General features: G+C 33.3%; 14 protein-coding genes. 5 read left to right on the top strand and 9 right to left on the bottom strand.

From position 1 onward, the window contains the following. Nucleotides 1-71 precede the first annotated feature (71 nt). The 3 genes from BLQ19_RS16335 to BLQ19_RS16325 form a co-directional block, all read right to left on the bottom strand. Nucleotides 72-1,298 carry a DUF4856 domain-containing protein gene (locus tag BLQ19_RS16335; RefSeq protein WP_034667588.1) on the bottom strand — a complete coding sequence of 409 codons (1,227 nt, stop codon included), beginning with the start codon at nucleotides 1,296-1,298 and terminating at the stop codon, nucleotides 72-74. A 130-nt stretch (nucleotides 1,299-1,428) separates the two neighbouring features. Continuing rightward, complete coding sequence (locus tag BLQ19_RS16330; RefSeq protein ID WP_074539047.1) at nucleotides 1,429-2,295, bottom strand: hydroxymethylglutaryl-CoA lyase; 867 nt, start codon at nucleotides 2,293-2,295, stop codon at nucleotides 1,429-1,431. 31 nt (nucleotides 2,296-2,326) lie between these two features. Continuing rightward, nucleotides 2,327-2,953 (bottom strand): LysE family translocator, encoded by a 627-nt coding sequence (locus BLQ19_RS16325; RefSeq protein ID WP_074539046.1) that lies wholly within the window; start codon nucleotides 2,951-2,953, stop codon nucleotides 2,327-2,329. Nucleotides 2,954-3,038: 85 nt separating this feature from the next. On the opposite strand from BLQ19_RS16325, the gene BLQ19_RS16320 reads away from it, so the two are divergent. Next, a complete protein-coding gene (locus BLQ19_RS16320) occupies nucleotides 3,039-3,452 on the top strand; it encodes a Dabb family protein (protein WP_024479644.1) in 414 nt (137 codons plus the stop codon). On the opposite strand, the gene BLQ19_RS16315 is transcribed toward BLQ19_RS16320, so the two are convergent. Together BLQ19_RS16315 and BLQ19_RS16310 are read right to left on the bottom strand one after the other, a co-directional pair. After that, the gene (locus BLQ19_RS16315; RefSeq protein ID WP_074539045.1) at nucleotides 3,449-4,486 is read right to left on the bottom strand and encodes a quinone-dependent dihydroorotate dehydrogenase; all 1,038 of its coding nucleotides are present in this window, start codon (nucleotides 4,484-4,486) and stop codon (nucleotides 3,449-3,451) included. The genes BLQ19_RS16320 and BLQ19_RS16315 overlap by 4 nt on opposite strands. Before the next feature lie 84 nt (nucleotides 4,487-4,570). After that, nucleotides 4,571-4,984 carry a hypothetical protein gene (locus BLQ19_RS16310; protein WP_074539044.1) on the bottom strand — a complete coding sequence of 138 codons (414 nt, stop codon included), beginning with the start codon at nucleotides 4,982-4,984 and terminating at the stop codon, nucleotides 4,571-4,573. A 129-nt stretch (nucleotides 4,985-5,113) separates the two neighbouring features. Here BLQ19_RS16310 and pepT point away from each other — a divergent pair, with 129 nt between their 5' ends. Next, nucleotides 5,114-6,346, top strand: a complete 1,233-nt coding sequence (pepT, locus tag BLQ19_RS16305) for a peptidase T (RefSeq protein WP_074539043.1) — start codon at nucleotides 5,114-5,116, stop codon at nucleotides 6,344-6,346. Between the two features lie 80 nt (nucleotides 6,347-6,426). Here the strand turns inward: pepT and yajC are convergent, their stop codons facing one another. Genes yajC through nusB form a run of 3 tightly spaced genes read right to left on the bottom strand, consistent with a single transcriptional unit; the run spans nucleotide 6,427 to nucleotide 8,194 of the window. Beyond that, nucleotides 6,427-6,723 (bottom strand): preprotein translocase subunit YajC, encoded by a 297-nt coding sequence (gene yajC / locus BLQ19_RS16300; RefSeq protein ID WP_025614267.1) that lies wholly within the window; start codon nucleotides 6,721-6,723, stop codon nucleotides 6,427-6,429. A 4-nt stretch (nucleotides 6,724-6,727) separates the two neighbouring features. Further along, complete coding sequence (locus tag BLQ19_RS16295) at nucleotides 6,728-7,204, bottom strand: DUF1573 domain-containing protein (protein WP_074539042.1); 477 nt, start codon at nucleotides 7,202-7,204, stop codon at nucleotides 6,728-6,730. A gap of 42 nt (nucleotides 7,205-7,246) precedes the next feature. After that, the gene (nusB, locus tag BLQ19_RS16290; RefSeq protein WP_025614265.1) at nucleotides 7,247-8,194 is read right to left on the bottom strand and encodes a transcription antitermination factor NusB; all 948 of its coding nucleotides are present in this window, start codon (nucleotides 8,192-8,194) and stop codon (nucleotides 7,247-7,249) included. Nucleotides 8,195-8,368: 174 nt separating this feature from the next. Between nusB and BLQ19_RS16285 the strand changes: the two genes are divergently transcribed. From BLQ19_RS16285 to BLQ19_RS16275, 3 genes are all read left to right on the top strand, one after another. Continuing rightward, a complete protein-coding gene (locus tag BLQ19_RS16285) occupies nucleotides 8,369-10,123 on the top strand; it encodes an ABC transporter ATP-binding protein (RefSeq protein ID WP_074539041.1) in 1,755 nt (584 codons plus the stop codon). A gap of 74 nt (nucleotides 10,124-10,197) precedes the next feature. After that, nucleotides 10,198-10,578: a PUR family DNA/RNA-binding protein gene (locus BLQ19_RS16280; RefSeq protein WP_074539040.1), complete on the top strand. Its 381-nt coding sequence runs from the start codon at nucleotides 10,198-10,200 to the stop codon at nucleotides 10,576-10,578. A gap of 85 nt (nucleotides 10,579-10,663) precedes the next feature. Then, nucleotides 10,664-13,183 (top strand): M14 family metallopeptidase, encoded by a 2,520-nt coding sequence (locus BLQ19_RS16275; RefSeq protein WP_074539039.1) that lies wholly within the window; start codon nucleotides 10,664-10,666, stop codon nucleotides 13,181-13,183. A 40-nt stretch (nucleotides 13,184-13,223) separates the two neighbouring features. Here the strand turns inward: BLQ19_RS16275 and BLQ19_RS16270 are convergent, their stop codons facing one another. Beyond that, complete coding sequence (locus BLQ19_RS16270) at nucleotides 13,224-14,270, bottom strand: lysophospholipid acyltransferase family protein (RefSeq protein ID WP_024479634.1); 1,047 nt, start codon at nucleotides 14,268-14,270, stop codon at nucleotides 13,224-13,226.

The raw sequence follows: 14,270 nt of genomic DNA, 5'->3' as shown, positions 1-14,270 counted from the left end.
TAACTTTTTTCAACAACCAAGCCTTATTGTATTAAATAAGGCTTGGTAATTTATATATTTTTCAATAAAATTTATTCAACACTTGCAGCCTGTGCCACAGTAAAATCAAACTCTGCAGCAATAGCTTCTGAAATACTTTCTATGGTATCTGCTTCCAAATCCCAAAGACCATTCTCACCATCTCCAGTTAACTGCGAAAGTAATCCATCTACTTCTTCCTTACTAAAGTAAGCATCATTTGTTCCTGGCTTTCTTGTAAATCTAAGGCTATAAATAAATCCATAAGCTTCAGATAATGCATGGAAAGATCCAGTAACTTCTCCATTTTCAATTTTAATTTTTGCCTGTTGTAGGTAATAAATTCCTCTAACTGCAATTACTTTAGAAATATTCTCACGAATTATTTCTGCTTGCTCATCACGTACATCGTAATCTTTAGCTACAATAGCCGCTCTTCCTAATTTGAAAGCTTCAAAAATATCTGCTGCAATGGTAGAGAAATCTGTATCATCATTAACACGACCTGTATACTCATTTAAGAACTTATCATCCTCACCAATCGTTAAATTAGGATTTTCCGGGTTTTCAGAAGTACCATAAATGTAGCCATACGCTTCATCCCACTTATGCTCCATAGACGTATACGATTTTCCTTCTTCTACAACATCATTATCGTTATTAACTCTATTGCTTTCTGCATCTAAAACAGCGGTACTTAAATAATTATTTAAAATTTGATCTACCATCAAAGCTCCTAATAATGATTTTGCGAACATCTGATTGTATTCCAATCCTTGAGCATTAACATATCTTGTAGAAGTACCATCTGCTATTTGACCTGCAACACCTGCAGCTGCAAGAACATTTTCATTAGGAAATACTTCATTGATTTGACCTTCAATATATCCTGCAAATTCTCCTTTAATAATAGCAGCTTCGGTAGTATTTGCGGCAAAGAAGTCTGAAGAAGCAGCCACTTTACTCTCAATACTTTTATCTGAGCTATTTAAATCATCATCTGAAAAATCAACAGCACCTTCAACGTGAGCAAACATAGCTTTTATTGAAGCTTCCGTTGCGGTCTCAAAGGCCTTAAAGGCATCCGTAGTTTCTCCCGCCATTAAAATCCTTGTTGTTTGTCCACCAAAACTTACGGTAGAAACACCATCTCTTTCAAAAGTATATAAGGTAGGGGTTACAATATCTGATCCATTATCTCCAGAATCATTGTCATCATCTTTGTTACAAGAAACGAATAACATAGTTGCACAAAGTGGTAATAAAAGCAATTTTTTCATAGTCAATGTTTATTAAGATTTATTATAAATAAACTTTCGGCTGCAAATCTAACATCAAAAAAGAAGTCACGCAAAATTATTTGTATTAAATCTAAATAAATATACTATTTGTTATAAATGTAGAAGAAATTTAATGGTATTTAGAAAATAATTCGGTGGCTTTATTGTAAGCCGCTTCAAAAACCATCCAATTTACATTATTATCAGCTTTAGCCGATGTAAAATAGGAAAGCATCTTTTCTGTAGGCATATTTCCCGTTAACTCATCTTTAGCCATCGGACAACCACCAAACCCTTGTATGGCCCCATCAAATCTACGGCAACCTGCATCGTAAGCTGCATCAATCTTTTCATGCCACTTAGTAGGTGTGGTATGCAAATGTGCTCCAAATTCTATATGCGGATATTTTGGAATCAAATTAGAAAATAAATAGGTAATTTGGTCTGGAGTAGAGGTACCCACAGTATCTGAGAGTGATAGAATCTTAACTCCCATTTCTGATAATTTCTCTGTCCACTCCCCCACAATCTCAACATTCCATGGATCCCCGTAAGGGTTTCCAAAACCCATAGAAATATAGGTTACCACTTCTTTATTAGCGTTATTAGCCACTTCAAGAATCTTTTGTAAAATTGCTACCGATTCTTCAATTGTTTTATGCGTGTTCCGCATTTGAAAATTTTCTGAAATCGAAAAAGGGTATCCTAAATAATCTATGCATGCTTCTTTTGCAGCGTCCTCTGCCCCTCTAACGTTGGCAACAATAGACAACAATTTACTTTTAGTTTTAGACAAATCTAATGAGGATAACATCTCTGAAGTATCGATCATTTGAGGAATCGCTTTAGGAGACACAAAACTACCCACATCAATCGTATCAAAACCACAGCCTAACAAAGATTGAATATACTTCACCTTTTCTTCTGTAGGAATAAAAGTCTTTATTCCCTGCATTGCGTCACGAGGACATTCAATTATTTTTACTTTGTTAGTCATAAACCAATTGTAATCTATTTCAAAATTACTACTAATTATTTGAAAATAACAGATAGACACCGATACCTATAAAAACAATAATTTGCATCCACTTTAGAATAAAGCCTATTTTTTTATTCGCTTTCAGATATTTAGATACCATTCCTGATAAAATAGCAGTAAGTACAAAAACGCAGAAAGAGATTAGTATAAAAATAAAACCTAAAATATAAAACTGAAGTACGGGACTCATTTCTTCGCTAAATAAAAAACCAGGAAAAAATGCTAAGAAGAAAATAGTGACTTTCGGATTCAAAACATTCATTATAAATCCTTGTTTAAAAAGTGCAAAAGCACTCTTTTTTGGAATAGTAGCTACATTTAATGTAATCTCACTTGCGCTTTTAAATACGTTAAAAGCTAAATAAAATAAATACAAAGCTCCAAATACCTTAATGCCTATTAGAATAAGGTGGTTTTCTTTGATTAATGCCGAAACTCCAAAAGCTAATAAACTGGTATGAATTATACAGCCACTTACCAACCCAAAAGCAGTTGCTATGCCATCTTTTTTACCATTGATAACACTTTGCATCAGGACATATATAATATCTGGCCCTGGCGTAATAGCAAGAGCAGCAGTAGTAATTACAAAGGTGTATATAAGCTCGTAATTCAAGGGAGAAAAGTATTGTTATGCTAAATATAACTAGAAAAATGAAACTAATAAATAGGATTATTATATCTTACCTGAAAGATTTCTCATGAAAACAATAAGTTTAGCCCTTTCCCTGTTAGCCTTCATAACAATTAGCGCACAAGAAAAAACCGCAACAAAAGAAAAAATGACCCACACTACAAGCCTGAACAGCACAAAACTATTGCGACACGTAGTGTTATTCAAATTTAAAGAAGAAACTTCTAATGACGATATAACAAAAATAGAAGCCGCTTTTCAAGAACTACCAAAAAAAATAAAAGAAATATTTGGTTACGAGTGGGGCTTAAATAATAGTCCAGAAAATCTAAACAAAGGATTTACCCATTGTTTTTTTCTGACTTTTAAAAGTGAAGCCGACCGTGAGAAATACCTACCACATCCTGATCACAAAGCTTTTGGAGCGTTATTAACTCCACACTTAGAAGATGTTCTTGTGGTTGATTATTGGACGAATTAACTTCTATTTAAAATAGCCTTGTTAATTTTCTTTACCAAGGCAGGACCTTCATAAATAAAACCTGTCCATAATTGAATCAAATCTGCTCCAGCATCTAATTTCTCTAATGCTTCTTCAGGAGAGGTAATTCCGCCAACTCCAATAATTGGAAAAGCTTTATTACTTTTCTCTGACAAAAACCGAATAACTTCCGTACTTCGTTGTGCTAAGGGTTTCCCACTTAAACCACCAGCCTCTTCTAAAAGTAACTGATGAGACTTTAAGCCCTGTCTATTAATTGTTGTATTGGTGGCTATAATACCGTCTATCTTGGTAGCAGCTACAATATCTATAATATCTAGTAGCTGGCTATCTGTCAAATCTGGAGCGATTTTAAGTAAAATAGGTTTTTCTTTAACCGTTTTAGTGGTGGCTATTTTAGTGTTTTCTGATTTTAATTGATTCAACAACTTAGTCAAAGGTTCCTTATCCTGTAACTCTCTTAAGCCCGGAGTATTTGGGGAACTTACGTTTACAACAAAATAGTCTACATGATCAAATAGTGCATTAAAACAGATCAGGTAATCTAGCGTAGCTTTTTCATTCGGTGTTACTTTATTTTTTCCAATATTCCCCCCAACAATAACTCTATGGTTTTTCTTGAGCTCTTCTACAGCTTCTAAAACGCCCAAATTATTAAATCCCATTCGGTTAATAATAGCTTGATCATCTTTTAATCTAAAAAGTCTTTTTTTAGGGTTGCCATCTTGAGGCTTGGGAGTAAGCGTTCCTATTTCTATAAAACCGAATCCAAAATCTGATAATTCGTTATATAATTTAGCATTTTTATCAAAACCAGCACCTAATCCTACCGGATTTTTGAAGGTAAGTCCAAATAATTTGCGCTCTAGTCTCTGGTCTTCAATAACGTAAATGGATCTGAAAATTTTAGAAAAACCAATTTTACCCAAAAGTTTAATCATAAAGAAAGAGAAATGATGAATTTTCTCTGGATCAAACAAAAAGAATAGTGGTCGTAAAATAAGTTTGTACATGAAAAGCTAAATTTTCACAAAAATACAAACATCAACAACTAAGTTTACGCGTTGTTTTTAATTTTATTAACACAACAATGAACCTTATTCTACTAGTTTTTCTATGGGTGTTCTATTTGCTGATTCACAAAGCAATTGATACCGCTCATATTGTTTTTCATTAAACACGGAGATAAGCTTTTGATCATAACGCACTGTAGTTTCTAGCATTTTATCTTCTAAGTTCTTATGCTTTTCTGCTAAAATTAAAAGTTCTGCTGGCGTACTTTGTGGATGGTTTTCATATAGCTTCTTTACTTCGAGCTCCTGATCCTCGCGCTCTGCCTTTAAATCTTTTCTTAAGACTTCTAAAGCCGTAGTTTGCTCTTCATTTAATTGAAAAATGGTTTTAATCGTATCTGCATTTTTACTACCTATATCTAAAATACATGCCTGCGCATTAGTTGCGATAACGCTAAAAAAAAGAACTATAACAGAAAATAAAAGTTTAAAATTCATTTGTTTGGATTGAATGACTGAAAAGAAATATAGAAACCCAAACGTAATCCTTGACAAAAAAGTATAATAGTTTAAATAATTACAATTCAAATTTCCTAATTCGTATTTTTATAAAAAATTCTAAAATAAATGAACCCTATTCTTAATAGATTTTTGAGTTATGTTACTGTTGACACGCAAAGCGACCCACACTCGGCATCTACACCTAGTACTGAAAAACAATGGATCCTTGCAAATAAACTGGTTGAAGAACTAAAAGAGATTGGACTAAGTGATGTTGAAATTGATGAGAATGCTTACATCATGGCTACCTTACCGAGTAATAGTCCTAATTCGAATATTCCCGTGATTGGCTTTATAGCACATTTTGATACTTCGCCAGATTTTTCCGGCACCAATGTAAGTCCACAAATCATTGAAAATTATGACGGTAAAGACATTGTTTTAAATAAAGAGCAACATATTATCCTATCTCCAGATTATTTTGATGACTTACTTCAATACAAAGGGCAAACTATAATTACCACAGATGGCACTACGCTTCTTGGTGCTGATGACAAAGCAGGAATTACTGAAATAGTATCGGCTATGGAGTACCTTATTAATCATCCTGAAATACAACACGGGACTATAAAAATTGGCTTTACTCCTGACGAAGAAATTGGTCGCGGCGCTCATAAGTTTGATGTAGAAAAATTTGGAGCGGACTGGGCCTATACCATGGACGGTAGTCAGGTTGGCGAATTAGAATATGAAAATTTCAATGCGGCTTCTGCAAAGATTTCTATTTCCGGTAAAAGTGTACACCCTGGGTATGCAAAAGGAAAAATGATTAACGCCATTAGTATTGCTAATGAGTTTATGTCATTACTCCCAGAAGATGAAGTCCCTCAAAAAACAACAGGTCGTGAAGGGTTTTTCCATGTTCATCATATCTCTGGTGAAATAGAAAAGGCGACTATTGAACTGATCATCCGCGATCACGATAAAGAATTATTTGAAGAACGAAAGAAGCTAATTTCTACGATTAAGAATCAATTGACATTTACGCATGGTGAATGCATAAATATTGAAGTAAAAGATCAATATTTTAATATGAAAGAAAAGGTAACTCCTGTCTACCATATTGTAGAAACCGCTAAAGAAGCGATGGAGTCCTTAAACATTACACCTATTATAAAACCTATCAGAGGAGGCACTGATGGTTCACAGTTAAGTTTTATGGGATTACCCTGTCCTAATATTTTTGCTGGAGGTCACAATTTTCATGGAAAATATGAATATGTTCCTTTAGAAAGTATAGAAAGTGCGATACAGGTAATTGTGAAAATTTGCGAATTGACGGCTAAAAAATCTAAGTAATAGGTTACTACAGAAACTCATACAATACAAAAAAGCACCTTTTTCAAGGTGCTTTTTTAAACGTATTATACTACGTTAACTTACTTTTTCTCTATTACCGCAGGAGCGTTAAGTTTAGAACTCATCTCTAAAGAAAGAGCAGAACGTTCAAACTTTATTTTACCAGCTAAAGTTTCTATAACACAGGTATTGTCTTTGTCATTTAACTCAACAACCTTTCCGTGCATTCCACTTTTAGTAACAACCTTATCTCCTTTTTTTAATTCTTCTGAGAATTTCTTTTCTTGCTTTTGCTTCTTTCTTTGAGGCGCAATCATAAAGAAATAAAATACTACGAAGATTGCAATAAGCGGAATAAATGGATATTTTTCTAACATGTAATTATGACTGTTTTAATGGCCCTACTGAAGCACCATCTTTAGGGGTTACAAATGCTTTTATTCTCAATTGCTCTGATCCTTTCTCTGTATTCGCAGATACCGTAACAACTTTAGTAACTAAGTTGCTTCCTGAACCATTAAAATTTACTACCAATTCTCCAGATTCTCCTGGGGCAATTGCTCCCTTAGGATATTGTGGAACTGTACAACCACAAGTACTCTTTGCATCTGTAATGATCAAAGGAGCATCTCCTGTATTTGTAAATTTAAAAACAGTTTCTTGCGGTGTATTTTGAACTATTGATCCAAAATCATGCTCAACATTTTCAAAAGACATTACAGGTAGCATTTTTGCTGCTGCATCTCTCTGACCTGCTGCTTCTAGATTTGAATTATTAATTTTACTTGTTGCATCTTCCTTACAGGACATTAAAACAACTACCATCAATACATTTAATGCGATAACTATTTTTCTCATAACCGTCTAAATATTTATAATTTTAATCAAAAATAAACAATATTATAATAAACCTCTACCAATTTTGTTTAGTTTTCCGTCCTGCTCGTATTCCTTTATTAGCTTATCTAAAATACCATTGATAAACGTACTACTCTTAGGCGTACTGTACTCTTTGGCAAGTTCTAAATATTCATTAATAGTAACACGTTCTGGTATGGAAGGAAAATTTAACAATTCTGCAATTGCCATTTTTAATAAAATTGCATCTATATCTGCAATTCTATCTTTATCCCAATTAGGAGTTTTACCCTCTATCTCTTTGACCAACTTCTCATTTTGAAGTAAGGTTTTAGACAGAAGTTTTTTAGAAAATTCAATATCTTCTTGATCCTTAACTAAAGGAGGTAAAAAATAAGATTCTACAGCATCTGGCTTTGCCTTTTTCAAAAGTTTTAAAATAAATGTATTCACTAAAGGAATATCATCTACCCAAGTAAGTTTATCGTCCTCAAAATAATCGTAGATTTTTTCATTAGGAGCAATGATATTCTTAAACAAATCTACAATTAACTGCTTATCATCTTCAAAACTAGAAGCGGTTGCATGCATGTATTTATTGTAGTAATTACTTGCTATGATTTCTTTGTAAAGTAGCTTTACATACTCATCATTTAAATACCAATTCTGAAGTTTTCTTATTTCTAGCTCTTCTTCAAGAACCTTGTTTTCAGAAATCATTTTTATAAACCTATTGTTTACAAATTTCTTCTTGTCATCAAAAGTATTGGATGAACTTGATAAATATGTATTTGCAGAAAGCTCTACTTGCTGTTTTGCCAAATCGTGGATTTCCTTCATCAAACTCATCATCAATAAATACAACGAATATGTATTTTCAATACTGAATTTCAAAAACTTTTGTTGTTTTTCTAAAGAATCGTCATTGGAACGTGTTAATGCATAAATACATTGCATTACTTTTACTCGCACATGCCTTCTTGTAAGCATTTTTAAAGAACTTAAATGGGTTAAACTTCAAGCGGCAAAAATAGAACTATATTTTTAATACTAGGTTATGGTTTGGTTATATCTTATCAGTTTTATAACATTTCATTTTACTTTAATCACATATCTTTGTCACTTCGATTAGAAAATTCAACACTTTACAGCAACTAAGGCTTCATGAAGGAATTAAAATACATCAATAAATATTTAAAAAAATATAGCACTCAACTGCTTTTAGGGTTGTTCATCACCATAATAGCAAGGGTATTCTCTTTGGTTACTCCTTCTTATGTAAAAAAGTCGATTAAAGTTGTTGAAAACTACGGGAATAATATCATTGATAAGTCTGAAGCCAAAGAATTGCTGCTAGAAAATATTTTAATTATTCTAGGAACTGCATTGTTAGCTGCGCTATTTACTTTTTTAATGAGGCAGACTATTATCAAAGTATCTAGATATATCGAATACGATTTAAAGAACGAAGTATTTGATCATTATCAATTGCTAAACCTCAATTTTTACAAAAAAAATAGGACTGGTGATTTAATGAATAGGATTAGTGAAGATGTGGGTGAAGTAAGAAATTATGCCGGACCAGCATTGATGTATGGCATCAACACCATCACACTTTTTGCTTGCATCATTCCCTTAATGTTCATGACGGCTCCTAAATTGGCAGTATATACCCTGATACCGCTTCCTATATTATCTGTATTGATTTATAACATTAGCAAAGTTATTCACAAACGAAGCACTATTGTACAACAATACCTTTCTAAGTTATCTACATTTACGCAAGAATCTTTCTCTGGAATTTCTGTTATCAAGGCCTACGGTTTAGAAAATGATATTAATAAAGAACTTACAGAACTGGCTATAGAAGGAAAGAACAAGAGTATGAACCTAGCTAAGGTAAATGCATGGTTCTTCCCCTTAATGGTATTATTAATAGGAATCAGTACTATTTTTGTGATTTATATTAGTGGCCAACAATATATTAATGGTGAAATAGATTCGGTTGGTGTTATTGCGGAGTTCGTAATCTATGTAAATATGCTTACTTGGCCTGTAGCGGTTATTGGTTGGCTTACCTCTATTGTTCAGCGTGCGGAGGCATCACAAAAACGTATCAATGAGTTTTTACAAATAACCCCATCTATTAAAAATGAAGTTTTAACTCCTACCCCTTTATCTGGGAAAATTGAATTTAAGAATGTAACCTTCACATATGAAGACACAGAAATTACAGCGCTTAATGATATTTCATTCACCATTGAACCAGGACAGACAGTAGCTATTATTGGCAAAACAGGCTCTGGAAAATCTACAATTCTAGATCTTATCGCGCGTCTTTATGACGTGAGCTCAGGAGAAATATTATTAGATGATACCCCTATTAAGAATCTTAATTTGAATTCTATTCGTCAAGAAGTTGGCGCAGTACCCCAAGATGCTTTTCTTTTCTCTGACTCCATCAAAAATAATATCAAGTTTGGAAAGCAAAATGCCACCGATGAAGAAATTATAGCTGTTGCCAAAAAAGCTGTAGTGCATAAAAATATCATGGATTTTACAAAAAAATATGACACGATATTAGGAGAGAGAGGTATTACATTAAGTGGCGGACAAAAACAACGTGTTTCTATCGCAAGAGCCTTATTGAAAGACCCGAAAATATATTTATTTGATGATTGTTTATCTGCCGTAGATACAGAAACGGAAGAAGAGATTCTTAAGAATTTGAAGAATGTTTCTAAAAGCAAAACAACTTTATTGGTAAGCCATAGAGTATCCTCAGCAAAAAACGCTGATAAAATCATTATTTTAAAAGAAGGAAAAATATTACAGGAAGGTACGCATGACTCTCTAATTGAGACAGATGGGTATTACAAGGAACTTTACCACACACAATTGATTGATAAAGAAAGCTAAAAAAAGTTGTTAGATTAGCAATTTTTTGCCATTTTTGAAGGTACACTAATAATTAACTATAGATTTTTTTAGCAATGGAGGAAAAAGAATTGATGGATCAGGAGGAAATTTACTCCAAAGTCCTAAGAGCAGGTAGAAGAACTTATTTTTTTGATGTAAGAAGCACAAAAGCTGGTGATTATTATCTAACGATTACGGAGAGTAAAAAATTTACTCATGACGACGGATCATTTCACTACAAGAAACACAAAATTTACCTTTACAAAGAGGACTTTTCAGCATTTAAAGAAAATCTAGATGAGATGATGAATTACATCATAGAAGAAAAAGGTACCGAAGTAATTTCTGAGCGTCATCAAAAAGATTTTAAAAGAGAAGAAGATGTCTTGGTTGAAAATTCTGCAGAAAAAACATCGACGGAAAGCTTTACAGATGTTAGCTTTGACGACATATAAAATTTAATTTTCACAAATTAATGGTAACGACTCTTCTTTTAAGAGTCGTTTTTTTATTTTTATAGGGACTAATTCAAACTACTCTATGAAAAAACTTATCTTTCTCTCATTATTTCTAGTATCACTTACCCTTACCTCTCAAGAAAAAGCAACCCTAGATTACTACCTCCCTTCAAATACCAATTACAACAAAAATATTCCTACGCCAGAATCTATTATTGGCCATGAAGTTGGAGAATGGCATATTACTCATGACAAACTGGTCTATTACATGCAAGCACTAGCAGCTTCATCTGATCGTATTAGTATTGAAAATCGTGGTGAAACTTTTGAAGGCAGGCCTTTATTATTACTTACGATTACCGCTCCAAAAAATCATGGTAAGATAGAACAGATTCAAAAAGATCATCTTTCAATTACCAAAGAAACAGGTGCCACTCAAGATGTATCAAACCTACCTGTTGTTGTTTATCAAGGTTTTTCTATCCATGGCAATGAGCCTAGCGGAAGCAATGCCGCACTAGCTTACGCTTATTACTTAGCTGCCGCCGAAGGAGATGCTATTGAGAAGCTGCTAGAAAACACGGTTATTCTATTAGATCCATCATTCAATCCAGATGGACTACAACGCTTTGCTTATTGGGCAAACACCAATAAAAGTTCAAATTTAAATCCTGATAATAATGACCGTGAATATCATGAAGTTTGGCCTGGAGGAAGAACCAACCACTATTGGTTTGATATGAATCGCGATTGGCTACCTGTACAATTACCAGAAAGTAGAGCTAGAATAGCTACCTTTCATAAATGGATGCCTAACATCTTAACAGATCACCATGAAATGGGAACCAACGCTACTTTCTTTTTTCAACCGGGAGAGCCAGACAGAGTACACCCACTAACTCCAAAAATAAATCAAGAGCTTACTACAGAAATTGCTACGTACCACTCTAAGGCACTAGATAACATTGGTTCTTTATATTTTTCTGAAGAAAACTATGACGACTATTATTATGGTAAAGGATCTACTTTTCCGGATGTAAATGGTGGTATTGGTATTTTGTTTGAGCAAGCTAGCTCTCGAGGCCATATTCAAGAAAGTGAAAATGGAATTCTCACCTTCCCTTTTACAATAAAAAACCAATTTACAACGGCACTCTCTACTATTGAAGCTGCCGAGAATATGCGTGTAAAATTACTACTATACCAACAACAGTTTTACAAAGACGCCTTAACAGAAAACTCTAAAAATAAAACAAAGACTATTATTTTTGGGGATGCTAAGGACGCTGCTAAATCCTGGCATTTAGCTGAAATTTTACAACGTCAAAAAATAAAATTACATCACTTAAAAAGTGACGCCAAAATTAATGGCAAAGCATTTCATAAAGAGAATAGTTATGTAGTTCCTATGAACCAAAGGAATAGTAGATTAATAAAGGCTATGTTCGAAAAGCGCACCACCTTTACAGACAGCCTTTTTTATGATATTTCTGCCTGGACATTTCCACTAGCTTTCAACCTAGACTATACCGAAGTAAATTCTACTGCAAATTTAGGGGAGGAAATAACAGCCTTACCAACTTTATCTAGTAGTGTGGGTAACTTATCTAATTATGCGTACGTATTTGAATGGAATGAGTACTACACTCCTAAAGCATTAAATAAAATATTAAACAAAGGAATACGAGCTAAAGTAGGAGAAAAACCATTTTCTGTTGAAGGCAATACCTATGACTATGGATCTATTCTCATTCCTGTACAAAACCAAAAACTAAATCCAGAAGAATTACACACCTTTTTAAAAGAAGTAGCTCAAGAAAGTTATATTGATATTATTTCTGTAGGCACAGGGCACACCTTAGGTATTGATTTAGGCAGCGGATCTTTTCAAGCCTTAGAAAAACAGGAAGTTGCTATTATCGTTGGTAATGGAATTACTTCTTATGACGCTGGAGAAATATGGCATTTATTTGATCAACGTTATAATATCAACCTTACTAAATTAGATACGGATTATTTCAGCAGAACCGATTTAAGTCGGTATACCGCCATAATAATGCCTAATTCCTACCGAGGAATTGATAAAGCAGCATCTGAAAAGTTAAAAATGTGGGTAAAAAACGGAGGCACTCTTATAGGCTATAGAAACACAACGAAATGGTTAGTAAAAAATGAATTTATTAATTTAAAATTTAAGAATGATACGCTAGTGGCAAAAGACATTACCTATGAGCAAAAACAAAGCTTCTTTGGTGCCCAAGTTACTGGAGGTGCAATTTTTGAAGCAAAACTAGACCGCTCACATCCTATAAATTTCGGATACAAAAATGATGTACTGCCCTTATTTAGAAATACAAATATTTATATTGAACCTAACAAGAGTAGTTACAACAACCCCATTCAATATACTAGCAATCCGCTTTTAAGTGGATATATTTCTGAGGAAAAATTAAAGTTACTGAGTAACAGCGTTCCTTTTCAAGCTCAAAGCTTGGGCCGTGGAAAAGTTATTGTGTTTACAGACAACACTAATTTTAGAGCTTTTTGGTACGGAACAAATAAATTATTAATGAACGCTATTTTCTTTAGCGATATGTTATAAGATATAAAAGCATCCTCAACAACTAATTGAGGATGCTTTTTTACATGGTCTTAGTGTAAAACAAATTATATACAAAAACTGTCATCGTAACCAATAATCCCGAAATGATGTCTTGTGTAAATAGATAAGTCCCTAAAGCTAAGAAGATATAATAAATAGGAAAGATGACTACTGCATATGCAAACCTAAATGTACTTAAAAAGGCTAGATCCTTTATTTTGGGTTTTATCGTTAAATTCCATGCTAGAATGACAGGAAAATTAATTATCATAAAAATCCATTTTTTTAATAGATCAAAGCTATTAGCTTCTGTAATAGTTTCCGGTATTTTAGATATAGAAGACAAATAAAGTAATTTCTCATTAACTTCTTTCGGCTTGGTATAATCTACCCCAAAAGCCTCTAATTTCTGAATTGTAAAAGCATACTTTGCATCATCTTCTATGTGTGTTGTAAGATTTTTTAAAGCCTTGAATACATGATTTTTTAGAGCTTGCTCTGAGTTATTTATGCTGCTTTGCTCTAAAAATTCTTTGACTGAAATTGCAGAACCATAATATAAGGCTGCACTATCAGGAAAATTCTTTGCCGCTTGATAGTTTACCCCTACGGGAACCAAGTGTATATTCAATTCCGGGTTGGCCTCTAAAGCATTTAAAATAATACGTATAAATCCTTTACTTAGAGGTCTTACCTTTCGTTTTAAATTATGATCGCCCTCAGGAAACACCACTAGAGCTTCATTTTTGTTAAGTAAACTTGAACAAAAGTCAAACGTATATTGATTCTTCTGTAAAGTTGCAAAGCCATCTCTAATTCTGTAAATCGGAATCATTTTAAAAAAAGAAAATATGCCCTTCAAAACAGTGTTTTTAAAAACATCAGATCGCGTTAAAAAATAAGGTTTTCTCTTGCAATTTGTAGCAATTAAAATAGTGTCTAAAAATGCATTCTGGTGGTTTGATAAAAAAATAACAGGTGTATCTTTCGGAATATTCTCCAAGCCATGGTGTGCTGTTTTTTTAAAATAAAACCATAAAAGTGTGCCCACAAACATTTGAACAACAGCGTACCCTATTTTCTTCAA

It is taken from the genome of Cellulophaga baltica, from assembly GCF_900102165.1.
Taxonomy (GTDB): Bacteria; Bacteroidota; Bacteroidia; order Flavobacteriales; family Flavobacteriaceae; genus Cellulophaga; species Cellulophaga baltica.
Note: the sequence above shows the minus strand (reverse complement) of the source record. Positions and strands in the feature narration are given on the sequence as shown.

Excerpts from the sequence above, each read along its gene's own strand:
- BLQ19_RS16310 (WP_074539044.1), bottom strand. The coding sequence starts at position 4,984 with ATGAATTTTAAACTTTTATTTTCTGTTATAGTTCTTTTTTTTAGCGTT.
- BLQ19_RS16275 (WP_074539039.1), top strand. The coding sequence starts at position 10,664 with ATGAAAAAACTTATCTTTCTCTCATTATTTCTAGTATCACTTACCCTT.
- BLQ19_RS16320 (WP_024479644.1), top strand. The coding sequence starts at position 3,039 with ATGAAAACAATAAGTTTAGCCCTTTCCCTGTTAGCCTTCATAACAATT.
- BLQ19_RS16335 (WP_034667588.1), bottom strand. The coding sequence starts at position 1,298 with ATGAAAAAATTGCTTTTATTACCACTTTGTGCAACTATGTTATTCGTT.
- yajC (WP_025614267.1), bottom strand. The coding sequence starts at position 6,723 with ATGTTAGAAAAATATCCATTTATTCCGCTTATTGCAATCTTCGTAGTA.
- BLQ19_RS16280 (WP_074539040.1), top strand. The coding sequence starts at position 10,198 with ATGGAGGAAAAAGAATTGATGGATCAGGAGGAAATTTACTCCAAAGTC.
- BLQ19_RS16315 (WP_074539045.1), bottom strand. The coding sequence starts at position 4,486 with ATGTACAAACTTATTTTACGACCACTATTCTTTTTGTTTGATCCAGAG.
- BLQ19_RS16295 (WP_074539042.1), bottom strand. The coding sequence starts at position 7,204 with ATGAGAAAAATAGTTATCGCATTAAATGTATTGATGGTAGTTGTTTTA.
- nusB (WP_025614265.1), bottom strand. The coding sequence starts at position 8,194 with ATGCTTACAAGAAGGCATGTGCGAGTAAAAGTAATGCAATGTATTTAT.
- BLQ19_RS16330 (WP_074539047.1), bottom strand. The coding sequence starts at position 2,295 with ATGACTAACAAAGTAAAAATAATTGAATGTCCTCGTGACGCAATGCAG.
- BLQ19_RS16285 (WP_074539041.1), top strand. The coding sequence starts at position 8,369 with ATGAAGGAATTAAAATACATCAATAAATATTTAAAAAAATATAGCACT.
- pepT (WP_074539043.1), top strand. The coding sequence starts at position 5,114 with ATGAACCCTATTCTTAATAGATTTTTGAGTTATGTTACTGTTGACACG.